At 61.0% G+C, this 25,063-nt stretch carries 24 protein-coding genes; 4 read left to right on the forward strand and 20 right to left on the reverse strand.

All coding sequences use genetic code 11. The features are described 5' to 3' along the window. Nucleotides 1-177 precede the first annotated feature (177 nt). From OKW39_RS22360 to OKW39_RS22375, 4 genes are all read right to left on the reverse strand, one after another. On the reverse strand, nucleotides 178-1,092 hold the full coding sequence (locus OKW39_RS22360) for an alpha/beta hydrolase (RefSeq protein WP_429563692.1): 915 nt from the start codon (nucleotides 1,090-1,092) through the stop codon (nucleotides 178-180). Between the two features lie 163 nt (nucleotides 1,093-1,255). Beyond that, nucleotides 1,256-2,083 (reverse strand): oxidoreductase, encoded by an 828-nt coding sequence (locus tag OKW39_RS22365; protein ID WP_184057200.1) that lies wholly within the window; start codon nucleotides 2,081-2,083, stop codon nucleotides 1,256-1,258. Between the two features lie 17 nt (nucleotides 2,084-2,100). Further along, nucleotides 2,101-2,904 (reverse strand): SDR family oxidoreductase, encoded by an 804-nt coding sequence (locus OKW39_RS22370; protein WP_429563693.1) that lies wholly within the window; start codon nucleotides 2,902-2,904, stop codon nucleotides 2,101-2,103. Between the two features lie 16 nt (nucleotides 2,905-2,920). Then, the gene (locus OKW39_RS22375) at nucleotides 2,921-3,949 is read right to left on the reverse strand and encodes an alpha/beta hydrolase (RefSeq protein WP_429563694.1); all 1,029 of its coding nucleotides are present in this window, start codon (nucleotides 3,947-3,949) and stop codon (nucleotides 2,921-2,923) included. 109 nt (nucleotides 3,950-4,058) lie between these two features. Between OKW39_RS22375 and OKW39_RS22380 the strand changes: the two genes are divergently transcribed. Beyond that, on the forward strand, nucleotides 4,059-4,991 hold the full coding sequence (locus tag OKW39_RS22380) for a LysR family transcriptional regulator (RefSeq protein ID WP_429443206.1): 933 nt from the start codon (nucleotides 4,059-4,061) through the stop codon (nucleotides 4,989-4,991). 275 nt (nucleotides 4,992-5,266) lie between these two features. After that, a complete protein-coding gene (locus tag OKW39_RS22385) occupies nucleotides 5,267-5,890 on the forward strand; it encodes a phage integrase family protein (protein WP_429563695.1) in 624 nt (207 codons plus the stop codon). Nucleotides 5,891-5,956: 66 nt separating this feature from the next. Here the strand turns inward: OKW39_RS22385 and OKW39_RS22390 are convergent, their stop codons facing one another. After that, complete coding sequence (locus OKW39_RS22390) at nucleotides 5,957-7,897, reverse strand: AMP-binding protein (protein WP_429563696.1); 1,941 nt, start codon at nucleotides 7,895-7,897, stop codon at nucleotides 5,957-5,959. A 421-nt stretch (nucleotides 7,898-8,318) separates the two neighbouring features. Between OKW39_RS22390 and OKW39_RS22395 the strand changes: the two genes are divergently transcribed. Together OKW39_RS22395 and OKW39_RS22400 are read left to right on the forward strand one after the other, a co-directional pair. Beyond that, a complete protein-coding gene (locus OKW39_RS22395; RefSeq protein ID WP_429563697.1) occupies nucleotides 8,319-9,515 on the forward strand; it encodes an acetyl-CoA C-acetyltransferase in 1,197 nt (398 codons plus the stop codon). A 72-nt stretch (nucleotides 9,516-9,587) separates the two neighbouring features. After that, nucleotides 9,588-9,989 carry a hypothetical protein gene (locus tag OKW39_RS22400; RefSeq protein WP_429563698.1) on the forward strand — a complete coding sequence of 134 codons (402 nt, stop codon included), beginning with the start codon at nucleotides 9,588-9,590 and terminating at the stop codon, nucleotides 9,987-9,989. Nucleotides 9,990-10,264: 275 nt separating this feature from the next. Here OKW39_RS22400 and OKW39_RS22405 read toward each other — a convergent pair whose 3' ends face one another. The 15 genes from OKW39_RS22405 to OKW39_RS22475 all read right to left on the reverse strand — a co-directional run bounded on the left by OKW39_RS22405 (nucleotide 10,265) and on the right by OKW39_RS22475 (nucleotide 24,793). Continuing rightward, on the reverse strand, nucleotides 10,265-11,674 hold the full coding sequence (locus OKW39_RS22405; RefSeq protein ID WP_429563699.1) for an MmgE/PrpD family protein: 1,410 nt from the start codon (nucleotides 11,672-11,674) through the stop codon (nucleotides 10,265-10,267). A gap of 39 nt (nucleotides 11,675-11,713) precedes the next feature. After that, on the reverse strand, nucleotides 11,714-12,868 hold the full coding sequence (locus OKW39_RS22410; protein ID WP_429563700.1) for a CaiB/BaiF CoA transferase family protein: 1,155 nt from the start codon (nucleotides 12,866-12,868) through the stop codon (nucleotides 11,714-11,716). Further along, complete coding sequence (locus tag OKW39_RS22415; protein ID WP_429563701.1) at nucleotides 12,861-14,087, reverse strand: CaiB/BaiF CoA transferase family protein; 1,227 nt, start codon at nucleotides 14,085-14,087, stop codon at nucleotides 12,861-12,863. Before OKW39_RS22415 ends, OKW39_RS22410 begins: the two co-directional genes overlap by 8 nt. Before the next feature lie 52 nt (nucleotides 14,088-14,139). Further along, nucleotides 14,140-14,559 carry a Zn-ribbon domain-containing OB-fold protein gene (locus OKW39_RS22420; protein ID WP_429563702.1) on the reverse strand — a complete coding sequence of 140 codons (420 nt, stop codon included), beginning with the start codon at nucleotides 14,557-14,559 and terminating at the stop codon, nucleotides 14,140-14,142. A gap of 25 nt (nucleotides 14,560-14,584) precedes the next feature. Next, nucleotides 14,585-15,796 carry a thiolase family protein gene (locus OKW39_RS22425; protein ID WP_165572561.1) on the reverse strand — a complete coding sequence of 404 codons (1,212 nt, stop codon included), beginning with the start codon at nucleotides 15,794-15,796 and terminating at the stop codon, nucleotides 14,585-14,587. An 11-nt stretch (nucleotides 15,797-15,807) separates the two neighbouring features. Continuing rightward, nucleotides 15,808-16,305 (reverse strand): MaoC/PaaZ C-terminal domain-containing protein, encoded by a 498-nt coding sequence (locus OKW39_RS22430; RefSeq protein ID WP_131315396.1) that lies wholly within the window; start codon nucleotides 16,303-16,305, stop codon nucleotides 15,808-15,810. Between the two features lie 47 nt (nucleotides 16,306-16,352). Then, nucleotides 16,353-16,484: a hypothetical protein gene (locus OKW39_RS22435; RefSeq protein ID WP_429563703.1), complete on the reverse strand. Its 132-nt coding sequence runs from the start codon at nucleotides 16,482-16,484 to the stop codon at nucleotides 16,353-16,355. A gap of 409 nt (nucleotides 16,485-16,893) precedes the next feature. Continuing rightward, nucleotides 16,894-19,266 (reverse strand): xanthine dehydrogenase family protein molybdopterin-binding subunit, encoded by a 2,373-nt coding sequence (locus tag OKW39_RS22440; protein WP_429563704.1) that lies wholly within the window; start codon nucleotides 19,264-19,266, stop codon nucleotides 16,894-16,896. A 58-nt stretch (nucleotides 19,267-19,324) separates the two neighbouring features. Further along, complete coding sequence (locus tag OKW39_RS22445) at nucleotides 19,325-19,837, reverse strand: (2Fe-2S)-binding protein (RefSeq protein ID WP_429563705.1); 513 nt, start codon at nucleotides 19,835-19,837, stop codon at nucleotides 19,325-19,327. 1 nt (nucleotide 19,838) lies between these two features. Then, entirely contained in the window at nucleotides 19,839-20,711 is an 873-nt protein-coding gene (locus tag OKW39_RS22450) for an FAD binding domain-containing protein (RefSeq protein WP_429563706.1), read from the reverse strand. 51 nt (nucleotides 20,712-20,762) lie between these two features. Next, on the reverse strand, nucleotides 20,763-21,338 hold the full coding sequence (locus tag OKW39_RS22455) for an isochorismatase family protein (protein WP_429563707.1): 576 nt from the start codon (nucleotides 21,336-21,338) through the stop codon (nucleotides 20,763-20,765). Between the two features lie 53 nt (nucleotides 21,339-21,391). Next, nucleotides 21,392-22,132 carry an SDR family NAD(P)-dependent oxidoreductase gene (locus OKW39_RS22460; RefSeq protein WP_133665345.1) on the reverse strand — a complete coding sequence of 247 codons (741 nt, stop codon included), beginning with the start codon at nucleotides 22,130-22,132 and terminating at the stop codon, nucleotides 21,392-21,394. Nucleotides 22,133-22,207: 75 nt separating this feature from the next. Further along, on the reverse strand, nucleotides 22,208-23,461 hold the full coding sequence (locus OKW39_RS22465; RefSeq protein WP_429563708.1) for an aromatic ring-hydroxylating oxygenase subunit alpha: 1,254 nt from the start codon (nucleotides 23,459-23,461) through the stop codon (nucleotides 22,208-22,210). Between the two features lie 57 nt (nucleotides 23,462-23,518). After that, nucleotides 23,519-23,881 (reverse strand): hypothetical protein, encoded by a 363-nt coding sequence (locus OKW39_RS22470; RefSeq protein WP_429563709.1) that lies wholly within the window; start codon nucleotides 23,879-23,881, stop codon nucleotides 23,519-23,521. A 306-nt stretch (nucleotides 23,882-24,187) separates the two neighbouring features. After that, a complete protein-coding gene (locus OKW39_RS22475) occupies nucleotides 24,188-24,793 on the reverse strand; it encodes a CoxG family protein (protein WP_429563710.1) in 606 nt (201 codons plus the stop codon). Nucleotides 24,794-25,063: the final 270 nt, after the last annotated feature.

A 25,063-nucleotide genomic window follows, 5' to 3' on the forward strand; every position in this document is an offset into this window, starting at 1 on the left:
AATTAGAAAGGCGATGTCTTGTGCTTTAAGCATGAAACTACTCCGTGAATCGCAACTGGGACGAAGCGGACTGCAACTCACCATGCCGGCGCGGGTTGAACAACCGCGCCGGACATAATGACGATTATTAGAGGAGCCTGCGCCACCCTGGAACACCGGTGCGATGGCGCGGTCCGCTTAACCGAGATGCTGCTTGAAGAAGCTAACGAGCTTCACGGAGGCGGGATCGACATACTCGGGCTTGTCGTACAGGTCGACATGTGACGCGCCCTCGATCCAGAACAGCTCCTTCGGCCCCTTTGCCTTCTCTATCGTTTCCACGCTGAAGCGCTGCGTATCAGCTTCGGTTCCCGCGATCATCAGAAGTGGTCGCGGAGCAATGAGATCGACCAGGGCATAGGAATCGTATTGCGCGATTTTGTCGACGCTGCGCGCGACCCACTGATTGGTCGAGCGGGGATGCTGGCCACGCGGTGTGCGATAGTAGTCGTAGGCCTCGCGGAACATGCTCTTCTCGGGGAAGAACTTTGCCTGCTCGTCGGTCGCCGGCACGATCTGCGCCATGCGGACCGGCTCGCCTTTCGCTTCGTTAGTGCGGTCGACAGCCGCCTCGTCGAGCTGCTTCTGCAGCACGTCCGGGCTTTGCTTTCCGTCCATGCCTTCACGCCAGAGGATGCCAACGCACGCGCCGACCACGGTGGCAACGGCCTTGATCCGGTGGTCGGTCTGCGCCGCGAACGGCACATAGCCACCCGAAGCGCAGATGCCGAGCGCGCCGATGCGTTGCGGATTAACTTCCGGCCGGATCGAGAGGTAAGAAACCGCACTCTTGACATCTTCGGCGCGTTGGATCGGATCTTCGAGCCCGCGAGGAGAGCCTTCGCTCTCACCCTGATAGGCCGCATCGAAAGTCAGAACGACGAAGCCCTGCTTGACCAGGCGCTCCGCATAGTTGGACGGGCTCTGTTCCTTCACCGCGCCCATAGGGTGGCTGATGACGACGCCCGGCAGTGGACCGGACGTGTTTTCGGGAACATAGAGATGGCCGGCAATGCTCAGGCCGCTGCTGGGGAATTTGACGTCGTGTCGCATGACAGATTTCCTTCGTGGTTGATCGGATTAAGCGGGTATCGCGGGTGGCCTCGGGAAACGACTGACGACAGTCCCTCCAGAGGTTCCGCTACGCCTCCTCGGCCAGTGCACTTCTTGCTTCCCATCGGGCAACTGGCCGATTTGCACGATTTCGTGTTGCTAATTATTCTGAGAAGTCAGTCGAAACCGACACACTGCGCCACTCGTTGGCCAGTTCGCGGTCCCGACTCGCGCGCGTGATCACGCCTTCGTAAGCATCGGTCCCGATAGCCAGGCGCACCGGCGGCTCTTTCGACTGCACCAGCGCCACCACGACCTCGCCGAGCCTGGCGGGGTCTCCCGGCTGCTTGTAGTTCGCCCCATCGAACGTGGCCTGAAGGGTTTTGCGATAAGCCTCGTAGTCCGGAATCAGGACGTCCCCGTGCAAAACCGAGGTGGCATCAAGGAAATCCGTACGGAAGGCACCGGGCTCGATCAGCGTCGCCTTGATGTCGAACTGCTTGAGTTCCCCGCTCAACCCTTCCGACCAGCCCTCCAGGGCGAACTTGGACGCACAATAGATCGATGCCCCCGGCGTACTGAGAAGACCGCCGATAGACGACACTGTGAGCACATGGCCCGAGCGCTGCTCGCGCATGACCGGCAGGATCGCCCGGGTTACGGCGAACACGCCGAAGACGTTCGTGGCGAACTGCCTGTCGATTGCTGCGGCCGACAGCTGCTCGAATGCTCCCAGCTGACCGTAGCCGGCATTGTTGACGAGTACATCAATGCGCGTGAACTTCTGGACAGCCCTGTCAACCGCAGAGCGGATCGAAAGCTCATCGGTGACGTCGAGCGGTAGCACCAGCAGTCGGTCTCCGGCGAGGACGGATTCGAGCTGTTCTGGTTTGCGCGCGGTGGCAACGACCCGATCTCCCGCCGCCAGGGCAGCACGGGCGATTTCAAGGCCGAATCCACGGCTGGCTCCGGTAATAAACCAGGTCTTCATTGGTGAGCTTCCCAAGGTCAAAGGGTTGAGCGGGTAATGGACTCGTTCTGCTTCCACGCATCAAGATGTTCCTGATAGCGCTTGCGCACGGAGTCGAGACCGTGCCCTACATACAGGCGCACAGGTGCGTCCTTCGAGCCCGCGATGGACACGATGGCTTCACTGGCGCCGTCGAGGTTCCCCGGCGTGTAGTCGAATATCGCGCCACGCAGCTCAGCGGCAGGCGCATAAGCCTCGATCCTCTGTGCCGGGGCCTCGGCCTTGCTGCCAAGCTCCGTTTCGAAGTAGCCAGGCTCGACGATCGTGACCATGACACCAAGGTGCGCAAGGTCGAACGCGAGAGACTCGCTATAGCCCTCGATCGCGAACTTCGAGGCCGCGTATGCGGGTATGAGGGGCATGGCGATCACCCCAGCGGCAGACGAGAAGTTGAGGATGTGGCCCGATCCCCGCGCGCGCATGCCGGGCAGGACCGCCCGGGTCACGGCCAGCGTTCCGAACACGTTCGTCTCGAACTGGTCCCTGACCTGGTCGATCGTGTGTTCCTCGAGGGTGCCTCCAAGCACCTTGGCCGCCGCGTTCACGAGTACATCGAGCGCACCGAAGCGCTGCTCGCTGCTGGCAAGTGCCTCAAGAATGCTGGCTTCATCGCGCACATCCAGTCGCGTCACATGGACGTTGGACAGCTTCGCGAAGCTGAAAGGCGCCTTGTTGATATCCCGCATCGTGGCAGTGACGTTCCAGCCCTTTTCAGCAAACTTGTGGACGAGGTTTTCGCCAAACCCCGAGGCCGCGCCGGTAATGAGAACAGTCCTGGTCATTAAACTCTCCTGTGACTCAGATATTGGTTGCAGACCGTCTGCCGCCTCGTGCGGTCGACGGAAAGCGCCTTCTGGGGATCTGGCTGACATGGCCCTCTCCCCGCGATGCCCGGCTCGCCACTTCCATCACAGGCAGCCTGCTCAAAAAGAACGGTGCGAGCACCGACACAGCTTCTTCAACAAACCTGCACACGTCGTACAGGTCCATATGATTGGCGCCCTCGACAACATGAAAAGATTTGTCTTTGCTTGCAGCACGATCGAACAGTTCTTCACTCATCCACCTGCTGCCCGCTTCACTGCCCGCAATGATCAACAGCGGTTGCGTCAGATAGATGTCGGCCAGGTGATAGGCGTCGTAGGTGACGATCTGGTTCAGGCTGCGTAGTGTGGCGAAACCCGGCGCCGTGGCGCACTCCGCGCGGACCGAGTGGTAGTACTCCCAAGCCTGACGCATCTCCTCGTTCGGGGCGTCCTGCTCCCGCAGGGGCGCAAGCGGCATCGTGGCCAAAGCCGCACCGCGGGCATCCATGGTTCGGGCGTTGGAGCCCGCTTCGATGTTTGGCAATGCGTCGATGGACTTTCCACTGTTGTCCCAGCCATTGCGGAACAGCGTACCGATGTTGACGGCACTCACGGTGCCGACGGCCTTGATCCGACGGTCCTGAATCGCGGCGCAGGCGGCATATCCGGCTCCCGCGCAGATGCCCATCGCCCCGAGGCGATTCATGTCGACGTACGGCAGCGTCGCCAGGTAATCGATCACCGCGCTGATGTCCTCGGTACGGATGTAGGGGTTTTCAAGCTGGCGCGGCTCGCCGGTACTCTCGCCCTGATAGGACGCGTCGTAGGCAATGGTCACGAAACCGTGCGCCGCAAGCTTCTTCGCATAGGTGCCCGCGGTTTGCTCCTTCACGCCGCCGCCCGGATGTGACACCACGATCGCCGGATACACACGGTTCTCGTCGAATCCTTCCGGAAAGTTGACCACCGCCGACATGGCGATCGCCTTGTTACACGAATTGGCGAACGTTACTTTGCCCACAATCAGGCTCCTCTTGATCTAGACCAGCGCTTCGGTTCAGGACCGACGCCATCCAATGTAGACCAGAAGGATTGGTTTGATTAGACGCCCAATATCGATGGGGCCTATCATGCCTGTGATAAATCAATTCGATGCGGGAGAAAACCTTATGCGGCGGGACGAGATCGCGGATCTAACGGTGTTCGTAGTTGTGGCAGAAGAGCGCAGTTTCACGAAGGCGGCCACCCGCCTCGGTATGGCACAGTCTGCGCTTAGCCAGATCGTGCGTCGCACTGAAGAGCGCCTCGGCCTGCGCCTGCTCTCGCGCACGACCCGAAGCGTGGCGCCCACGGAAGCCGGTGAGCGGCTTCTCGCGACCCTCGGCCCCATGCTGCACGACCTGGACGCGGCAATCGCCTCATTGGGTGACCTGCGTGATCGTCCGTCTGGCACCATTCGGCTCACAACCGTGGAACACGCAGCCAAAACAATCCTCATTCCGGCAATGCGGCGGCTGCTTGTTGGAAACCCGGACATCAACGTCGAGGTCACAGTCGATTACGGGCTGGCAGACGTCGTGGCCGACCGCTTCGATGCCGGAGTACGCCTCGGCGGGGAGATCGCCAGGGACATGATCGCGATGCGGATTGGCCCCGACATTCCGATGGCGATCGTCGGTTCGCCGGAATACTTTCGCGACAGCCCAATGCCGACGTCACCGGCTCAACTGATCGACCACCGGGCCATCAATCTACGCCTGCCAACGTCGGGCACGGTAAACGCATGGCGACTGAAACGCGGAGGTCGCGAAGCACGTGTCCGGGTTGATGGTCAGCTTGTGCTGAATACCATCGATCTCATCCTTGATGCGGCGCTCGACGGCCACGGCCTTGCCTATCTGCCGCTCGACCAGGTCCAGCCCTGTCTCGACGCCGAGCGGCTCGTGAGGGTCCTGGGAAGGTTCACGCCCGACCTGCCGGGATACCATCTCTACTATCCCCACCGGCGCCATGCATCGCCTGCTTTCAGGCTTCTCGTGGACGCCTTGAGATATCGGGGATAAAGGGCAACAAGCCGTACGACGGTCGCTGCGTGGACCCGCTGGACATTGCGACAACAATCGACGAACTATCTGGACACAGTTCGACAGCAGACTGACGTTGACACGCGTGCGCTGCCGCCTGCTACCTAGCGCGACTGGCTGATGCCCACGCGCTGCGGTCCACTCGCTATGTGGTATTAGCGATATCGCTGCGTTTTTCGTTCAAGCGCGCAGCCTGGAAAACGCGTCACACCAGGCCTAACGTCATCCCATAAGCCGTTACCTATACTGAGGAGATGCCCAACTCTTCCATACCACCATCGTATCCCGGCACCGCTTCCCTCTCCGCGCTGCGCGCGTGGTACGAGGGCGCTCGCGCGCGCGACGCGATCCTGCGATATTGCCCGCAGGCGCTCGATGGCGGCCCTTCGACGCGCGGTGCGATCGGTCGCATTCGCCGGCAGGTGGTCGGATTCGCCCTCAGCCGCCATCGCGCCGATCTCGCGGAGCCGTTTCAACGCGTGGCCGGCGAGCGTACTCGTCACCGCAGTGATGCGATCCGGGCGCTCGACGTCCTGCCGTTACTTCCGGTCCCGCGACCACTTGTGAGCGATGCGGTCGAATCTTGGCTCCCGCCCCGGGTCATTCCGGTACTGCATCGGCACGGCATCCGGACGCTGGCCGACCTGACTGTCCGAGTTCCCCGCCGCCGGCGATGGTGGGTCGTGATCCCCGGTCTCGGTGAACGTAGTGCCCGGCGGATCGAAGCGTTCTTTGCCACATATCCTGCGCTCCCCGAGCGCGCCCGCGCCTTGATCGTCACGGAAGCGGCCGCCCCCGTTACGCCATGGGAAAACATCCTCGTCCCGAACGAGGTGGACGGTTCATGCGGAATCTTCCGCGCGCCGAAGCAGCTATGACAAGTACGCGCGCTTCCCCCGGCTCGCAGGGGAAGCGCGTTTCCGCTCGCGAAGCGAGCGGGCAGCTTAATCCTGCGCTGCCATCCGGATCTCATCGATTGCGGCCGGATTATCGAGCGACGACAGATCTCCAGGCGGCAGGCCGCAATACACACTGCGTATGACGCGTCGCATGATCTTCGAACTGCGCGTCTTCGGCAATTGCCCGACCACATGGATCGCCGACGGCCGGAATGGACGCCCGAGCCGCTGGTCCACGTGCCGCGCCACCGTTTCTTCGAGTTGCGGGAGAGAGCCGGCCGCCTGGGGCCCACAGACCAGGAACACGACGAGCTTCTGCCCCTTGACCGGGTCGTCGACACCGATTGCTGCTGCCTCAGCAACCTGCGGCAATTCGAGCAAGACCTCCTCGATTTCCGCCGGCCCCACCCGCTTCCCGGCCAGCTTGATGGTATCGTCGGAGCGTCCCAGCATGAACCAATGACCGTCTTCGCGATGCATGGCGAGGTCGCCGTGCAGCCAGATGCCGGGTACGGTCCGCCAATATGCGTCAAGATAGCGCTCGTCGTCCTTCCAGAACGACTGTGTCATGCCGACGAACGGCTTCCGAACAGCTAGTTCGCCGATCTGACCGATCAGCGGTTCTCCGACTGGACCCACGACATCAACCGCAACGGATGGGGACGCCGTATTGAAGCCACTCGGGACGATCGGCTTGACGATGACGCTCGATAACAGCGCGCCAGATACCTCGGTGCCGCCTGTATAGTTGATGACGGGACGCCGCCCCGAGCCGAACGCCTGCTGGAACCACACAAAGTGTTCCGGATCAATGCCCTCTCCAGCCGTAATCAAAAGACGCACGGTGGACAGATCGCCTTGCGTGGCGAGTTCCGCATTGGCAGAAAGGCCGCGGATCAGCGTCGGCGCCGAACCGAAGTGCGTGACGCGATGGCGCTCGATCAGCCGTGACATACGCGACCAATCGGGGAAATCCGGCGCGCCGTCGTAGCAGACCAATGTAGCCCCGCGCAGCAGCGCGCTCGACATCACGAGGCTCCCGGCAATCCAGCCGATATCGGCTGGCCAGCAAAAAACATCGCCTTGTTTGACGTTGAAATGTATCGCTGAGTCGTGCGCAATCTTGAGCGGAAAGCCACCATGCGTATGAACCGCACCTTTAGGCTTGCCCGTCGTACCCGATGTATAGATGACCATGAAAGGGTCTTCGGGCGACATGCGCTCAGGTGCGACCGCTGGTTGTGCGTCCGCGACGGCATGCCAGTCGAGTACGCTGTCGTTGAAAATCAGCGATTCATTCGCGCCCTTCCAGACGACCATTTCCAACGCACTTAGCCGCGAGGTGGCCTCGTTGACGAGCGTGCATGTGTCCACCCATTTGCCGCGGCGCGAAAACCCGGTTGTCGCAATGAGCACACGAGCGGAACATGATGACAGGCGTGACACGATCGCATCGACACCGAAGCCGCTGAACAGTGGCACCACGATCGCACCGAGCCAGGCGACCGAAAGCAACGTGATGGTTGCCTCGACGCCGTTCTCGATCAGCAGCCCGACACGGTCCCCTCGTCGCACGCCCTTTGCCTTCAGGCCCGCTGCGAATGACGCGACCCGCTTTGCGAGGTCGCGGTAGGTCAACTGCTCTATCGAACCCTCCTCGCGCTCGGCGACAACCGCAAGCTGCCCTGCGGTGTCTGGATCGCTTGCCCATTTGAGGACTGAGTTCACCCAATTCAATTGTCCGCCGCGAAACCATTTTGGAAACTCCGGCCCCGCGGATGCGTCCAAAAAGGTGTCGTAGCCAACGTCCCATACGATTCCACAAAACTCGACAACGGCTTTCCAGTACGCATCGGGCTGGTCGTTCGAAAACGCTAGCAGCTCGTCATAGTGATCAAGACCCAATCGTTCGAGCAAAATCTTCACGTTCGAGGAGCCGATGTCATCGGCCGTTGGTTGCCATTCATGTCTCATGAGATCACTCATCGATGTTCCGCGCAGATTGATAGATGTTCTCGGTGCACGGACGAGAGAGAACGCTGGTTGACTGTTGCAACACAAGCTTTGCCTCCGTCCCGCATTTAGTCAACTTCTAACTCATCGTGAATTCCAGGCATAGGCAAGTCAACGCATCGCCTGAGCAGGTTCCGTACAAAGAAACCATTGGAATCGGCCTATCTGGGACGCGGGGGCACAACACTCGGCGACATCGCATAAGGGATCACCCGAGGACCGAAAATGACGCTGTCAGAGTACGGAAATGTTTTGCCCTTCGCGTTGACCGGGAGTTGGTCATTTCGCAATCTTTCAATGCCGTCCACACAGCCGGTCGCGCTGAGCAGCAGATTTTCGCTCACGGTCAACGGATTGAGGCATACGTCGATAAATGAAGAAGCGAGGAGGTTTGATGAGACGAGCAGCGATCGTGGCACCCGTGCGCACGCCAGTCGGAAGTTTTGGAGGCAGCCTGCGCGACGTTCCAGTCGAAGCGCTAACGGATTCCGTCATCAAGGCCGTACTTGCGCGCACCCGGATCGACCCGTCTCGCGTCGACGACCTGGTTTTTGCCCAGTCCTATGCCAACAGCGAGACGCCCTGCATTGGGCGCTGGGCAGCGCTGCATGCCGGGTTGCCGATCAATGTGCCGGGCTTCCAGATCGATAGACGCTGCGGCGGTGGACTGCAGGCCGTGGTGACCGCAGCGATGATGGTACAAAGTGGCGCGGCCGATGTAGTGCTCGCCGGCGGGGTCGAGAGTATGAGCAACATCGAGTATTACACGACGGATATGCGCTGGGGCAAGCGTTCGGGATCGGTGCGGTTACATGACCGTCTCGAGCGCGGCCGCGAGCGATCTCAGCCTGAGGAACGTTTCGGCTATATCTCCGGGATGGTGGAGACGGCTGAAAATCTCGCTCGTGAATACGGCATCACGCGTGCGCAAGCCGATGCCTTCGCCGCGTCTAGTCACCAGCGCGCGGCTGCCGCATGGCAGGCAGGGAAATTCGATGAGGAAATTGTGCCCGTTGCCGTGCCGCAAAGGAAAGGCGAACCCATACCATTCGCGAGAGACGAAGGCATCCGCGCTGATACTACCGCCGACACGCTGGCCAGGCTCAGGCCAATTCTTAAAGACGGCACGGTCACGGCCGGGAATGCCAGTCAGCAGAACGACGCCGCAGCAGCCTGTCTCGTCGTCGCCGAGGACAAGCTCGACGAACTCGAACTGTCACCTCTCGGCTATCTCGTCGGTTGGGCCGCCGCCGGCTGTGAGCCGGCAAAGATGGGAATCGGCCCCGTTCCCGCCGTCGAGCGTCTTCTCAAACGTACCGGCTTTTCATTCGACCGGATCGATCTCGTCGAACTGAATGAGGCATTTGCTGTGCAGGTCCTGGCCGTGCTAAAGGGCTGGAACTGGAACGAGCCGGAGCGTTTGAATGTCAACGGCTCCGGCATTTCCCTAGGCCATCCGATTGGCGCCACTGGCGTGCGAATGCTGGCCACGCTGCTCTACGAGTTGCGTCGGCGCGGCGGGCGCTACGGGCTCGAGACGATGTGTGTCGGTGGTGGTCAGGGGCTGGCGGCGATCTTCGAAGCCGCTTGACTGACGACACCCTCGACATTCAAACGAAAGACAGCCGTCGATGCAGAGCACCCCGCAAATCCCGAGTCGCATATGAGCGTCGCCGAGATGACCGCAATGTGCGCTGCCTCGGCGGCCTCGGCCTTTGGAAACGAACGATCCGCATCAGCGATCCTCGACGATCGAGAACGAATTCCGATCGCATATCGGATCTACTTTGTCGCTGCTATTTTCAGTTGGCGGTTTCACAATGAAAGCTGGTTCGGAGTAGATATGAACGACTCGACACATACCACCACAAACGTCAGGAGCAATCGCGACCAGCCACAATCGAGGCACCGGCGGCCCGAGCGTCCTCTGATCAGCGAGGATGTTTGCTGGTATCTACTCGGGCTTCTGTCGGCGGCCTGTTCTGTCGCGTACCTCGACGTTCGAACACTCGAACTGATCAACGACTGCCTGCCTGTTTCCCTTCTTCGTGAGCGCGATCTCTAACGCCAATCACGTGTAGGAGTCGATGCGGGTGCCGCATCGTTCCCGAGGCACAGGAGTCAGTCGGCGGACGCCGGTAGGTTTCTCGTCGTACGCGCCGGGTCAAACGGTGGCGCATACGTACGCTGAGGCGACGTCAGTCATCGACCGCCACAGTTTGGTTCAATGCGGGTTTACTGTTGGGAGCCCACTGCGGACGATATTACGAAAGCTTGTGCGCCACTCGCAAGCGCGGGCGGCGCACAAGGTTCCTTCAGGGCAACTTCAAGCCACGGCGGTCAGGCGCTTGCAAGCGAGCGGATAGCCGCGGAGAATTCTCCAACTTCAACGTTCTCGAGATTCTGCACGACGTCCCAGAACTTGCGCACCTCGACTTCACTCGGGCGGCGCTGCGCCAGAGCCGCGCAGTCGATGAACTTGCGCAGAAGGAGCTCGTCTGAAATCGGGAAGTCTGGATGCCCGATGCCGTGACGCACCTGGTGACGGAATTTCTGGCCGTTCTTCAGATGCACTTCGACGTCGCCACCCTCGACCGTGCCTTCAGACAGAGATTCGTCGGCCTGCCAGGTCACACGGTCGGCCAGCGCGAGGACGCGTGCGTCGCGCATGCCTTCATCGGAGAACGCGGCCAAAGGCACACTGCCGTGGGCCAATGCAACACCGGCGCAGAAGGGTAGCGCACATAGCGCGTCCATCCGTACGGTCGGGCGTCGCCGTGCCTCGCCCGGTTCGCAGAATCGGAGATTCGTATCGCCCACGTGAAGCACTACCTTTTCGATCGAATCGAGATCGATGTTCTGCCGCTCGCGCACTTCGATCAGTGCCTGCAGCGTCGCATGTGTCTCGCGCGCCGATGGCCACGCCTTGATCGAAATCCGCTCCGCCGTGTAGCGCTGGCCCAGTTCGCCTACGAGGCGCTCGCGGTCATATTCGCCCCGGAAAAAGGCGCCGTAGAAGCCGTACTTGCCCTCGAAAGCGGCGGAGTCGCCGCGCAGGCCAGCCCTGGCCATATAGGAAGCGGTCACGCCGTTGCGCGCACCGAAGCCGTCACGAAACCCCCGCACGTCGGAGCCCGGGCCGTGATGGCACTGCAAGGTCGTGCCGGTCTGGTGCAGCGTCAGGCCGTAGGCCGACTGCAATTGCTCTGCATCAAGGCCCATCACCCGTGCGGATGCCGTCGTCGAACCCCAGATCGCCACCACTGCCGGCCAGATCCAGACATAATCATATAGCGATCCCTTGATGGCGAGCCCAACCCGGCACACAATTTCGTTGCCCAGCAAGACCGCTGAGAGCAGCTCGCGTCCCGTACACCCGGGTACTTCCTCTGCCGCGGCCAGCGCCCCGCCGAACGAATTGCTCGTCGGGTGCGCCACCGCTTCGTCATGCACATCGTCGAAGTCGTACTGGTGGGCCATCGCCGCATTTGCGAACGCGGCGTGAGGCGCCGGCAGGCGTACGTCGTGCCCGATTACAGTGCCGGATGGCGTGCCGCCCCAGCGTGAGAGCATCCGCACGATGCGCTGCGCGTTGGCGTCCGGGCCGCCGCCGGCGAGCATGACGCCCACCGTGTCGAAAATGGAGCGCTTCGTGCTGGCAATCGCCTTGGCCGGCAGATCCTCGAAGCGCGTCGTAGTAACGAACTCGGCGAAAAGGCGGCTCGCGTCGGGAGCTTCGTTGTTGCTCATGTGGAATCCTCGCTTGAAATTGAAGAGGTATGCAGGCCGTTACTTCACCCGCGCCGCTTCCAGCAGTGCATGCATCCGGTCGTTGTCCTGGCCGATATTCGGGGCGGACGCGAGCGGCGGCGGGCGTTGGCCGTCGAACGACAACGGCACGCCCACGCACTCGATCTCGTCGGGCGACGGCTTGCCCAGGATCCCCAGCGCCTTCGTTTGCTCGTGCGCGAACAGTTCGGCCGTGGTCTGGATCGGCGCCGACGCGACGCCATAGGCTTCAAGTTGCTTCTTCCAGTATGCGCGCGTGTCGGTGGCAAGCCGATCGCCGATGAGTCCATCGATCTCCGCCCGGTTTTGCAGGCGCGCCGCATTCGTCGCGAATTTCGGATCCGTTGCCCATTCAGGATGACCGAGTGCCTCGCTCAACTTACCGAACAGGCGATCATTCGCGCAGCTGACGATGAGATAGCCATCCTGCGTGGTGAATGCGCGATGCGGCACGATGAATGCGATACCCGAGCCGTGGCGACTGCCTGGCTCGCCGTCGGTGGCGTAGTTCGCGATGCCGACCGACATCCAGGCAATGGCCGTTTCAAGCAGCGAGGAATTGACGGTAGCGCCCTTGCCGGTGACTTTGCGGCGGTAAAGCGCAGAGAGGATACCGATCACCGCCCACATACCCGTTCCGAAGTCCACGATGGAAACACCGGCACGTGACGGAGCTTGCCCGTTCTCGCCGGTGAGACTCATGATCCCGGAGAAAGCCTGCATTAGCGGATCATAGCCGGGTTCTTTGTTCATCGGGCCGACATGCCCGAACGCACCAACCTCACAGCAGATGAGTTCCGGCTTGCGAGCCCGCAGACTTTCGGGGTCCAGGCCGTATTGACCCGCTGAGCCCGGCCGCAGATTGTGCGTAAATACATCCGCATGCTGGAATATCAGGTCCTTGAGCATTGCCAGTTGCGCGGGATCCTTGATGTCGATGCAGATCGAGCTTTTGCCGCGATTGAGTGCATGGAATGCAGCGCCGCTGCCGTTCCATTTGCTCGGCCCCCAACCGCGGGATGCATCGCCACCGGGCCGCTCCACCTTCCACACCTGCGCGCCGAGGCCGGCGAGCGTCTGGCCACCAAACGGCAGCGATGCGTTGTCGCTCAACTCGACGACAACAACGCCGGACAGGGGCAACTCATCATGCATGATTCAACTCCTGGTTCGAATTTTGGATTTCTGCGCGAGCGCCGCCGTCTCGGAGGGCAGCGTCGACCTCTTGCTGCGTGAGCCCGTATTCCAGCAGTACCTCAACAGTGTGTTCGCCGAGGCGCGGCGCGGGATACCGCACCTCAGGCTTGCTCTCGCTCCATTGCTGCGCGATCCCCAGCGTACGGATCGGCCCTTCGGTGGGGTGCTCCTGCATCTGGAAGAACCCCACTGCCTTCATGTGCTCATCGTCCAGAAGCGTTTCCGGCGTGTTCATCTTCACAATGGGAATGTCGGCTTCTACGAGCAGCTTTACCCACTCGTCGGTCGACCTGGTCTCGAAGGTCTGCGCAAGGAACTCGAACAGCTCGACGACGTGCTGCATCCGCGCGGCCAGCGATGCATAACGGGGATCGGCTGCCATATCAGGCCGGCCGGCCATCTCGAAGAAGCGTTGCCAATGGCGGTCGGTGTACACGCTCACGCCGACATGGCCATCGAGCGTGCGGTACGGCTTGCGCTCAGGGCTCATCATGCGTTCGTAGCCCCAGTCGCCAATGGGCGGTACGAATGTGTGGCCGTACAGATGATCGCCCAGCACGAAATGCGCGAACGTTTCGAACATGGGTACCTCAACGGCCTGCCCGCTGCCTGTCCGCTCCCGGTAGTAGAGCGCCATGGCAATCGCCTGGGTCATCGCCATGCCCACAACGCGATCGGCGAAGGCGGCTGCCACATACTGCGGCGGACCCGATTTGCGTGCCTGCAGCAGGGGCATGCCGACCGCTGCCTGCATCAGGTCGTCATACGCGGGACGATCCGCATATGGCCCGCGCTGGCCAAAGCCGAACGCACCACAGTAGATCAGGCGCGGGTTCGCATCACGCGCTTGCTCATAGGCGAGGTCGAGCTTGGCCATCGTCTTCGGCCGCAGGCTGTACATGAGGACATCCGACGTCGACACCATGCGCTTCAAGGCAGCAAGACCGCTGTTTTTCTTCAGGTCCAGCACGACGCTGCGCTTGTTGCGGTTCGCGTGCAGGAACGTGACGCTCATGCCTTTGTTGCGCCTAGGTCCGACCGAGCGCGTGGAATCACCTTCCGGAGATTCGATCTTGCACACGTCCGCCCCCATGTCGGCCAGCAACAGCGACGCATAGGGACCCATGATGTTGGACGTCAGGTCAAGAACGCGTACGCCCGAGAGTGGTCCGGACATTCTCATTACTCCAGTTTCAACTTGACGGATGGCACCAGCGGCATCGGTCAGCTCACGGCACCAGTGAGAAAACAGGAAGCGTCTGCTCGCCGCGCCTGATGAAGTGCGCCTGCACGCTCTTGCCTACTGCGATTGACTCCGAAGCTCCGTCGATCTGGGTGAACATAAAATAGCCTTCCACCATCTGCACGAAGCCGACGGTGTACGGCACGATCGAGGCCCAGACCGGCGTTGGACCGCGCATGACGGTGCTGAACGAGTAAACCGTTCCGCGGCCGCGCGAATCCTTCCATTCGAGCGAGCCTGATCCGCAATGCGGGCAATACGAATGCGCTGGCCAAACAGGCTGATCGCAGCTCGCGCAGCGCTGGTACTTGAGTTGCTCTTCCTGCAGCGCTTCCCAATAGGGCTGTGCATCGAGCAGGCGGTAGGGCTGGGGCCAGCCGTTGGTGGAATGCATTTCAGTGCTCACGCTGTGCTCCTTGTTCGCGGGCCGATCACGTGTTGGAAGAAAGAATGGTCACGCTCCCGGCGGCCAGCATGCCGCCCGAGCCCTGAACCAGCACGGTGCGCGGGCGCTTGCCAGGTACAAGGCCCAGCGCTTGCCCGCGCAGTTGACGGATGGCCTCGACGTAGCTGTCCATATTGCAGGAGATGCCTGGCTGACCGAAAGACAGCCAGCCTCCATTCGTGTCGGTCGGCAAGTCGCCGTCGACGCCCGTGCGTCCTTCCCGGTAGAGGCTGATGCCCTGCCCCTTCTTCGCGAAACCGAGGTCTTCCATGATGATTGGCCCCATGTGCGCAAAGTTGACCGATATCTGCGCCATCTCGATATCAGTGGGAGCAAGCTTCGACATTGCGTATGCCTGGCGTGCAGCTTCGGCCGTGGCTGTGTAGGTGAGATTCGGAAATGGGCCGAGCGCTTCATATCGACAGCGCGGCATGTTCACGCGATCGCCAAGATACTCATGTGTGGTCGCTGACCCGTAGCCCATCACGTACACTGCATCGCGGGCCTTCTTGGCGTTTTCCACGGAGGTGACCACCAGCGCGCCCCCCGTGCCGCCGCCCCAGGTCGAACACATCCAGCGTCGCAAAGGTGTGGACACATACGGTGAACCCAGGACTTTGGCGCGATCGATCTCGCCAAACCGGGCCTTGACCGCATGCGGGTGATGCACCGCCCACCTCTGGTTTGCAATCGCGACGTCGGCAAGATCCTCCTCCGTCACGCCGAACTCATGGAAGTAGCGGCAAGCGGCCTGCGCATAGAGCGACGGGATCGTCGGACCGTAGGGAATCTCGAACTGCGGATCGGCATCCGCCTCAGCGCCCATTGCTACGGCATCGACGAAAAGCTCGGTGGCGTCGCTTTGCAGGCACAGCACGTACTGGGCACGACCTGCCGCGATCATCTGCGACGCCATTGCAACCGTTGCATTCAGTCCTGCACCATGCATCGTTATCTCGCTGGTGATCGTCACTGGCATGTGCATGTGCGAACAGAAGATGTTGCTCCACTGGGAGCGCTTGTCGGCCCAAGGCGAACGGCCGGTGAACACCGCATCAACCTGGCCTTTCCCGATGCCCGCATCTGCGAGCGCCTTGTGCGTGGCTTCGACGGCAAGTTGCAGGGGATCCTTGCGCTCGCGCACGGATGCGTAAGCATCTCCCATCCCGACGATCGCGGCTTGTGGCTTGGGTGTCATGCGTCGGCCCCTCAGTCCTTAACTTCAGGCAGCGAAAGGCTGACCAGCGCATCGAGGTCCTCGCGGCGCCGAAGCATCAGCAGACTCCACTCACCTTTCTGGACGACGACTCCCTCCTGATTGACCGCCTTCATCAGAAACTTGATCACGCCGTACTTGTCATCCTTCTCCTTCTTGCCGATGACTTCACATACTGCGTAGATGGTGTCCCCGATGAAGACCGGCGCGAGGAAACGCATGTTGTCGATGCCGTAATTCGCCTGGATCCCCAGGCCAAACTGAATGAGGCCGGTGACAATGGAGTACGTGAGCGATCCCTGCACCAGTCGCTTGCCGAACCGAGTCTTCGATGCGTATTGGACGTTGGAATGGATCTCGATCCAGTTGCCGGTAAACGCGCAGAAGTTGACCACATCCGTTTCCGTCACGGTTCGGCCTCCCGAACGAAAGACTTGCCCAACCTCGAGCTCGTCGTAAGTCTGGTCGATGCGGTTGTTGGTCTTGCTCATGTCTTAGGTTCCTTTCGTAGTATTGAAGATGGAGCTCGGGGGAAGCATCATGGATCGGCGATGATGGCGATAGGAGCATGGGACAAGTTCAGCCGCATGTCGTCTCCCTGGGTTTTTACGTCGATCAGGTTTGATCTGTCGTTGATGAACAGGGTAGAAAATTCAAGCTCCAGATCCAAGTTGCGAATTTGGAAGATGCGATTCTCGGCCTGCGAATCCTATATGGGCGGATGCGTGCAATGCGTCTACCGGGTTGTCATGGACGACCAGCGCGGCTGCGCCACAGCAACGTACCGCACGTCGGTTCAGGATGAAACCAACCGTCGCGGCCTCGCGTGCTGCCGCATCATGTCCGCACCGTCCTCGCCGGTCATCATGCGGGCGCGCTCGTGTTCACTGCCGTAATCCGAGGCATGATGGTGGCGCCGATCACCCGAGCCGCTCGACGCCGCGCACGCGTAACCGCGCGTTGACGCGGGCCATCTCGTCCGTTCCGTCTTGCAAGTACCGACCTGATGCCAAAGGGGACATCCCTGCCGACCGGTAATCCGGCGTCAAACCTGTAGCGCATGCCAACAGCAGAACCGATCAGCTTCCTGCAACATTGGCTGTTGGGGAGCCGTTCTCCAGCGCGTGGCCGATCAGCGCCAACACGCGAGGCGGGGTAAGCGGGGTCTCGAGCACTTCCGCCCGGAAGGGGCGAAGCGCATCTTCCACAGCCGAAAGCAACGCTGCGCCAAGGCCGATGTGGCAACCTTCGCCCACACCCTTCGTGCCCAGCGGCGTAAGTGGCGATGGGGTTTCGATATGCAGAACATCGATCTCGGGCACCGTCGCGATGTGAGGGATCTGGTAGTCGCCAAGGGTGCGAGTCAGAAGTCTCGAAGCTTCGTCGTGGACAATCTGTTCCAGCAGCGTGCCGCCCAGCGCCTGAACCGCGCTGCCTCGTAGCTGGTTGTCCACGATGCCGGGATTGATGAGACGCCCGGCGTCATGCGCAACCCAGATCTTCCTCACCTCCACCTGGCCCGTCCCTGCGTCCACTTCGACGAGACAGCCAATGGCCCCGCAAGCGTGCGTCGGATAGAGCCGTAGCCGCCCAAACTCATCAGGGACCCAGTTGACATGCGGACTCGCATAGGTGGCGCTCGCCTCCAATAACGGTTCAGATACGCCCGGCAACATGGCGTAAGGGCCGGGCTCGAAGTACGTTCGCCTCGCCACTTCCGCGATCCGCATTGCCTTGTCGGTATTCCTGACCCACGCTACACCATCACCCAGCTCGATCTGCTGCGGTGCCGCGTCGAGCGCGATGCCGGCCGCCATCGCGAGCTTCTGTCTGACCTCGGTGGCCGCCTTATGGATGGCACCGACACCGAAGGTAGCGCCGCGGCTCGCAAATGCGCCCTGGCCATATGGAACAGACTCGGTATCACCCCAGCGCATGCGAACGTCGCCCGGCTCGAGCCCGAGGCAATCAGCGACCACCTGCGCATAGGTCGTCTCGATACCCTGCCCAATAGACTGCATGCCCGTGAGAGCGGTCGCCGTGCCATCGGGATGGAGCCGCACGGTGGCGCTCTCTATCCCGCTGAAAATTGACATAGGGATAGCGCCACCCGAGGGTTCGAGCGTCGAGACCACGCCAAACCCGAGGTAGCGCCCTTGTGCATGGGCTTGCTGCTGTTGCTCGCGCAGGTCAGGCAACGACATTCGTTTGCACACCAGGTCGAGGCATGCCGCGAAGCTTCCGCTTTCGATGACCGGCCCGGTACAGATCTGATGAGGAAAGCTCACCGGCAAATTGCGGCGGCGAAGCTCGACCGGATCGATGTTCAATGCAGCGGCCGCCTTGTCCATCAACCGTTCGATGACCTGGTTGGCGATGTCCTTGCCCATCCCTCGGTAGGCGCCGTAGGGAGCCTTCGTCGTCAGCAGGCCACGAACGCTCACTTCGTAGGCGTCGACGAGGTACGGCCCGGGTGCGTAAATGGCGCCGATGATTGCTCCTGCCGCACCGTTAGCGCGAGCGACTCCATCACAGCCGAGATCGGTCAGCAGGCGATCGCGCATGCCGAGGATGGTCCCGTCCGAGCGGAGCGCGAGTTCGCCGCGATGCACGTAGCTGCGCGAGCCGACCGGTGCCGCGAGCAGCCATTCTTCTCGCGTCTCTGCCCACTTCACGGGGCGAGCGGCGAGCATCGACAATAGAATCGGGATAACGTCGGCATCGGGCTGCGCCTTCGATCCATACCCGCCGCCGACATCAGTCGCCAGCACACGGACCGATGACTCGGGCAGACGGAACATCCGCGCAAAAAGCGAACGCATCTGGTGCGGGATCTGAGTGGCGAGGCGCACGGTCAGCGAGCGCCTCGAGGGTTCGAATTCCGCGACAACTGCACGAGGCTCGAGTGGCATCGCGCTGTAGCGATGGACGGCGACGCGCGCTTTGACGATCGTATCGGCTCCCGCAAAGGCCCCGTCAACGTCGCCGATGGAGAAGTCGTAACGAAGCTGCACGTTGTCCGGCCAGTTCTCGTAGACCTTCGTCGATACTGGCGACGGACCCCTGCCCCAATCGATGGCCTCTTCCGGATCGAGCGCGACAGGTTCAAGCACCTCATAGACGACCTCGATCGCCTCGAGGGCATCTTCGGCCAGATAGCGGTCGATGGCGGCGACTGCCGCGACCGGCTCCCCTTCGTAGACAACCTTATCGACAGCGAGTCCATAGACCGTGGGGATCACAATGCCAGGCAGCGAGAAGGTGGCGGGCAACGGCGTCCAATGCTCGCGCGCCTCTGCACCGCTGATTGCGATAGCGACACCCGGTATCGCCCGAGCCCGCGATACGTCGACCCCGATGATGCGCGCGTGCGGGTGCGGGCTGCGCAAAATCGCACAATGCAGCGCGCCGGGCGGCTCGACGTCGTCCGCAAAGAGACCTGTGCCAGTCACGAGCCGCTCGTCTTCCTGCCGAGGGATCGCCCGGCCTACCCAACTCCGCTTCACTCGCTCAGCGCTCATCGCACCCGTCCCCAATGTCGCTCGCTCCAGCAGCACGCTGAGAAGCAACGCTGCGCACAGCCTTCACGATGTTGGCATACGAGCCGCAGCGGCAGAGATTCCCGATTAGGCCACGGCACACGGCTTCGTCAGTCAACGGCGTTTCGCGCTCAAGCATGGCCGCCGCCGCGACAACAAAGCCCGGTGTGCAGTATCCGCACTGGACCGCCTGCGCGTCGATGAAGGCTTGTTGAACCGGATGAAGGCGACCAGGCTGGCCGAGCCCCTCGACCGTGGTCACATCGGCACCGTCGATCTGCACCGCGAGCATCAGGCAGCTCTTGATCGGCGCCCCGTCGAAGAGCACCGTACATGCCCCGCACACACCGTCGTCACATCCGACGTGACAACCCGTCAGCCAGAGGTCGCGGCGGAGAAAGTCCACCAGCAACAACCGCGGCTCAATCTGCCAACGCCCCCGCTTGCCGTTGACACAGGCTTCGATCTCGACCTGCGATGGCATGTCATTCCTCCTGAGCTGGCGCTTCGGGACCGCGCCCCGTAGTGCACCGTTCGAGCGCCTGGGCGATAAGAACCGAGGCAATGCGCGCCCGGTACGCCGCATCACCTCGAGGATCCTCGAACCGTAGACGATCCGTCTGGAATTCGTCGATCGCTTCACGAATGCGGTGTTCGGTCGCCCGCCCCGTGCGCGCAAGCTCCTCAATCGTCACTGCACGCCATGGTATGTCGAACAAACCTCCGACCGCGATTCGAGGTTCACGACCCGGCGCGCCAGGCACAACGGCGACATTCACGATCGGGGTTCCGTTGAGTTGGGGCGCGAGCTCGAGATAGACCCCTTGCGCGTGCTCCGGCGTATGCCGGATACGCAATCGAATCAGAAGTTCATCCGCTCGCCGGCTCGACTGGCGAAAGCCCGTGAACATGTCCGCTACCGGACAATCGCGAACACCGCCGGTATGAACCAACACGGCCACGGCGTCCAGTGCAATGAGCGCCGTGGTCAGGTTGGCTCGTGGATCCGCGAAGCAGATGTTCCCGCCGATGGTGCCCCGAGCGCGCACCTGAATGTCGCCGAGATGTCTCGCCGCGCTGGCGAGCAGCGGGACTTTGGACTGAACGAGTGGATGGTCTGCGATGTCCTGGTGGCGGGTCATTGCTCCGATGAACAACTCCTCCGCCTCATTTGTCGTGATGCCCGCGAGTTCGTCAATTCGATTGAGGTCGATAATCCGCGTGGGCCGCACGATGCGCAGCTTGAGTAGCGGGACCAAGCTCTGCCCCCCCGCGAGCACGGTCCCTCCGGCCGTGAGCGCTTCGCATGCCTCTGCGACAGATGCCGGCCGCACGTAGTCGAAGGATGCCGGTCTCATTTAGCGTCGCCATTCCGTGTAGCAGTCGTCGTCAAAAGTCCATCCGAGCGCTCAAGAGCCGATCATTTTATAGATCACTTCGACGGCATCGCGTCCGGGAGGCTCCGTGAAGTCCCCTGCCAATTCTCCAGCCAACGAGACGACAGATGTCATCACTGCGCCAGCGGCTTCAAAGCGACGGAACGCTGCATCTTCGGAACGAACGGAAAGCCCGCCGCAAACATCGACTACGACATAGACCTTGTAGCCATGGGCGATTCCGGACAGGGCAAGCCAGTACAGGCAGATTTCCGTCGCCACGCCACAAACGATCAACGTCTTGCGACCAGTGTCTTCGATCGCTCTACGGAATGCTTCGTTTGCGAATGAATCTGGCGTGGTGCGCAAGAACTTGTAATACTGAGTGCGCGTGCCATCAATTTCTGGAATGATCTCAGGTAGCCCGCCATCGCTCTTCGGGATCGTCATGGCCAGCGTTGGTATATTGAAAATTTCGCCGAGTCGGGCTAATCCCCAGGCAGATCGTTTGAGACTCTCGGTTGAAACCGTCAAAGGTAATTCCGCGATCCCGACCTGAAGATCACCGAATATCAAAACAGCCTCGTCAGGTCGAATTTTTGATTCCATAACCGCTCCGTTCCAATGAATGTTTGAAGCCACCAGTAAGGCCGCGCAGCACGTCAGCAGGCCATACCGCCATCTACTGCAAATTCCCCGCCAGTAATGAAGCTCGCCGAATCCGATGCGAGGAATGCAACCGTGCTGGCGACGTCCTGAGGTTTCCCGATTCGTCCGAGAGGCGTCATGGCCTCAAACTCAGCGCGGGTTTCCGGCGTTGTGACCGCTTCCATCATCGGTGTGTCGATAATGCCAGGAAAGACCGCATTGACCCGGATGCCATATTTGGCCAGATCCAAAGCGGCATGACGGCTCATGCCGCGAATGGCCCATTTCGTAGCGCCGTAGTCGAAAATGCTGGGCATGCCTCGCAAGGCAGCCGTCGAGCTGATGTTGATGATCGATCCGGAACGGGCACCTCGCATTGCGGGCAGTACCGTCTTCATTCCAAGGAACGTGCCAAGCATGTTGATCCGGATCAGCTTCTCGAAGTGCTCGTACTCCGTTTCTTCTATTGGCAAATGATTGTCGTTAAGGGCGGCATTGTTAACGAGCACGTCGATTTTTTCGAAGGCGTTCAACGCACCAGCGACTACTTCTTGCCACTGATGAGCCTGGGATATATCCAGTTTTTTGAAGATGACACCCTTGCCACCAATCGACGCGGCCACTTCAGCGCCCGCAGGATTCACATCCGCAAGAACCACCCGCGCACCTTCAGCGGCGAACATTCGCGCCTCGGCCGCACCCTGCCCCGACGCCGCTCCCGTGATAATCGCGACCTTGCCATCCAGTAATCCCATTTCATCGTCTCCGATTAAGTATTTTTTGCATCCCAGCCGCGCGGCTCACGCGCGAACCCTGCTCAGAAACTGCATCTAGACCGATTGCGCCAGCGCATCGTTGACGCGCGTAGCGGCCGTCCACTTGATGACTTGTTCGAGCCCGTGGCGGCACAAGATCTCGCTCTCGTTAAAAACGATGAACGGTTTGGCACCAGACTCCATGCCCACTTGTGTGCTCTCAATGTTCCCAAGGTCCTCGAGCATGGTATCGGCCATGTGGGAGGTGAAATACTCGAGCTGGAGACGCTCGCGCACGGTCGTCGGCTTCCGCTTGTAGAAACGCGCTTCCCAGACGGTCGTATTCGACGATGTCGGCCAGAACTCGTGCGTCCAGAACAAGTTCGCGGAAATTTGCAGATGCCAGTTGGGGAAGAACCAATTGATGTCACTCGACCAGTTCTCGTTTTTCGTCGGATTCACGCCCTTGTGCTCGACAATCGCATTGATCTGCCCGTCCTCGCGAGTGCCCGTGATGGTCTGATCTGCCGCGAAGAGCCATCGGCTGACTTTCGACTTATCCGACGGTTGATAGGTCGGGTTGAGCCACAGCGAGAGGGAGCGATGCGCGCCGTACAGATTGGCGCTGATCGGCCGGCAGAATGGATTGCCTTTCCCCGTGTAAATCGGCGCCAACGTCCTAGGGTGAATCGAGGCAACATGGTAGGCCTCGCTGAAGTTATCCGCTACGGCTTTCCAGTTCGCCTTGAACTCGCCGCGCATGACGATTGGGTGGTCCGGATTCGGGTAATCGATGTTGGCCATCGCGTCTGCCATTGGCCCCAGGAACTCCACGAGGCTGACTTCCGGCGCTGGCGCCATATTGATGAAAATCCATCCATCCCAGACGTCCAGAGTGACGGGCGTCAACCCGCATTTCTTCTTGTCGAGATTGAAGAATCCCGATTCATCCGGCACGTTCGCCAATTCGCCCGCATTGTTGTATGCCCAGCTGTGGTAACGGCAGACGAAGCGTTTCGCGTTGCCGCACGAACGATGCTCGACCACATTGGCACGGTGAGCGCAGACATTGTGAAACGCCCGAATGTTCCCGTCCTCCGATCGAGCGACGATCACCGATGCCTTGAAGAGGGCGAGCTCCTTGACGAAGAAATCGCCGGGTTTCGGAATTCGCTCCACGCGTCCTATCATTAGCCACGCTCGGCGGAAAATCCGCTCACGCTCGAGTTCAAACTGCGTAGGATCGGTATACAGCGAGGTCGGCATTGGGCCGGTAGATAGACCGACTGACTCGGTCAGGCTGGATTGGAAATCGATGGGGTTATTCATGCCAACTCCTTCAATGCGTGAAAATCGGAAGCAATCGTGGTCGAGCCAGCTGTGTGTTCAGCCATGCGGCTGAAAACCCGTGAGTATCTGAAGAGCGTGCTTCGGCGGTGCGTGCCGGACAGCCGGCGACTGATGGATCTCCACCGAAACACCTGCATGGCACATCGCGAGCAGCAGGCGAAACAGGTTGACCGCTGGCTCGGGCATGTCGTCCAACGGGAAACGCTCGAGGTACACAGTCGCCTCTTCGGCGCGCGCAAACATAACCTCGTAGAATCGCAGGACCTCGGGATAAGGCGTTGTCGAGCGGCAAATCCACCGCTCGTGCGACGTCGGCGTACTCCAGCGATCGAGAAACTGATCGAGATCCTCGAAACCTTCCGGCAAACGGCGGGAATCGGGCGTCGTGTCGTGAGTCATGGTGCTCCTCCAGATTAGGGCAATGTCGACGGTCTGTTTTCGGATAATCAGACGCGCCGCTGAATTTTTTATGCAGTTACTGATCTACTAGATATTGTCGAACTGCGATACGTTTTTGCCGTTTGCAGATTACATAAGTAGCACCAGTCGATGTCAACGCGAGTCTGTCGCGCGTTCCGTACTTCGGGATTCCTAGCTTTTCTACGGCGATTCCGGCGGCGCCATGCCTGCCGGCGACCTTGTGGCCGCGACGAGTCTATGCTCGCGCCAGCAACGGAGCCTCTCGGCTGCTACCTGGTACTGTTTTTAATGCAAATGGATCAGCCCGGCCGCGGCCCCTCCAAACAAGGCCACACCGATCCATGTCCAGAGAGCGGTTGTGCCCCGGGACGAGCCGTCAGCGACACGCTCTCGCGCCCGCCCCTGCGCTTCCAACGGCACTTCAGTGCTGGCGGTTCTGATTTCGGCGTCCTGTCGCTGCATTTGCGCTTCAAAGCGTCGGAAGAAATCATTGACCATGGATCGGGCCACACCGTCAATGAGCCGGCGGCCCGCCTGTGTGATCTTGCCGCCCGCCTGCGCTTGCGCGGCATAGGTCAGCTCGCAACCCGCGCCTTGCGGCGCCAGGCTCACCCGTGCATCGCCCTTGCCGAAGCCAGCCTGTCCGCCCTGCCCCTCGAACCTGATCGTGTAACTACGCGGAGGGCCCATGTCGGTCAGCGTGATACTTCCCTTGAACCTCGCCGCGACGGCGCCGATCCTTACCGTCAACCCGATCTGATATCGGTTCTCGTCGGTCGGCTCTACCTTGTCGCAGCCGGGAATGCAGGCCTCGAGCACGACTGGGTCGTTAAGTGCTCTCCAGGCATGCTCCCGTGTCACGGTGAACGCGCGGTTTCCTTTTATTTCCATGATTTTCGAGGATTTTCAGGCCAGTGCCTGCGCAGCGGCACGCTGGGTCAGGAAGCGGGTCCGGTTGGCCCAGTGAGCGACTGTCGTCCACCGGTCACTGCGTCCCGCACACACCCGGGTAATCGCTTGAACTCTATATGGGCCTCGGAGGCCGTCCGACCTCGGGGGAGCGTTGACCGCCCGCGAGGCCGCCTTCAGTGCGCGTCCTAGGGGCGGCGGGTATTGCCCGCGCTCAAGGCCTCCGGATGAGCGGCGATCCCGAGCAAGTAG

It is taken from the genome of Paraburkholderia sp. MM6662-R1 (genome assembly GCF_050436245.1).
GTDB lineage: Bacteria > Pseudomonadota > Gammaproteobacteria > Burkholderiales > Burkholderiaceae > Paraburkholderia > Paraburkholderia tuberum.

What these genes read in the sequence shown, in the direction of transcription:
- OKW39_RS22465 (WP_429563708.1), bottom strand. Translation starts at nt 23,461, where the DNA reads ATGAATAACCCCATCGATTTCCAATCCAGCCTGACCGAGTCAGTCGGT.
- OKW39_RS22445 (WP_429563705.1), bottom strand. Translation starts at nt 19,837, where the DNA reads ATGCCATCGCAGGTCGAGATCGAAGCCTGTGTCAACGGCAAGCGGGGG.
- OKW39_RS22390 (WP_429563696.1), bottom strand. Translation starts at nt 7,897, where the DNA reads ATGAGTGATCTCATGAGACATGAATGGCAACCAACGGCCGATGACATC.
- OKW39_RS22460 (WP_133665345.1), bottom strand. Translation starts at nt 22,132, where the DNA reads ATGGGATTACTGGATGGCAAGGTCGCGATTATCACGGGAGCGGCGTCG.
- OKW39_RS22425 (WP_165572561.1), bottom strand. Translation starts at nt 15,796, where the DNA reads ATGACACCCAAGCCACAAGCCGCGATCGTCGGGATGGGAGATGCTTAC.
- OKW39_RS22450 (WP_429563706.1), bottom strand. Translation starts at nt 20,711, where the DNA reads ATGAGACCGGCATCCTTCGACTACGTGCGGCCGGCATCTGTCGCAGAG.
- OKW39_RS22455 (WP_429563707.1), bottom strand. Translation starts at nt 21,338, where the DNA reads ATGGAATCAAAAATTCGACCTGACGAGGCTGTTTTGATATTCGGTGAT.
- OKW39_RS22415 (WP_429563701.1), bottom strand. Translation starts at nt 14,087, where the DNA reads ATGTCCGGACCACTCTCGGGCGTACGCGTTCTTGACCTGACGTCCAAC.
- OKW39_RS22385 (WP_429563695.1), top strand. Translation starts at nt 5,267, where the DNA reads ATGCCCAACTCTTCCATACCACCATCGTATCCCGGCACCGCTTCCCTC.
- OKW39_RS22370 (WP_429563693.1), bottom strand. Translation starts at nt 2,904, where the DNA reads ATGACCAGGACTGTTCTCATTACCGGCGCGGCCTCGGGGTTTGGCGAA.
- OKW39_RS22365 (WP_184057200.1), bottom strand. Translation starts at nt 2,083, where the DNA reads ATGAAGACCTGGTTTATTACCGGAGCCAGCCGTGGATTCGGCCTTGAA.
- OKW39_RS22380 (WP_429443206.1), top strand. Translation starts at nt 4,059, where the DNA reads ATGCCTGTGATAAATCAATTCGATGCGGGAGAAAACCTTATGCGGCGG.
- OKW39_RS22400 (WP_429563698.1), top strand. Translation starts at nt 9,588, where the DNA reads ATGAGCGTCGCCGAGATGACCGCAATGTGCGCTGCCTCGGCGGCCTCG.
- OKW39_RS22430 (WP_131315396.1), bottom strand. Translation starts at nt 16,305, where the DNA reads ATGAGCAAGACCAACAACCGCATCGACCAGACTTACGACGAGCTCGAG.
- OKW39_RS22405 (WP_429563699.1), bottom strand. Translation starts at nt 11,674, where the DNA reads ATGAGCAACAACGAAGCTCCCGACGCGAGCCGCCTTTTCGCCGAGTTC.
- OKW39_RS22410 (WP_429563700.1), bottom strand. Translation starts at nt 12,868, where the DNA reads ATGCATGATGAGTTGCCCCTGTCCGGCGTTGTTGTCGTCGAGTTGAGC.
- OKW39_RS22470 (WP_429563709.1), bottom strand. Translation starts at nt 23,881, where the DNA reads ATGACTCACGACACGACGCCCGATTCCCGCCGTTTGCCGGAAGGTTTC.
- OKW39_RS22475 (WP_429563710.1), bottom strand. Translation starts at nt 24,793, where the DNA reads ATGGAAATAAAAGGAAACCGCGCGTTCACCGTGACACGGGAGCATGCC.
- OKW39_RS22395 (WP_429563697.1), top strand. Translation starts at nt 8,319, where the DNA reads ATGAGACGAGCAGCGATCGTGGCACCCGTGCGCACGCCAGTCGGAAGT.
- OKW39_RS22360 (WP_429563692.1), bottom strand. Translation starts at nt 1,092, where the DNA reads ATGCGACACGACGTCAAATTCCCCAGCAGCGGCCTGAGCATTGCCGGC.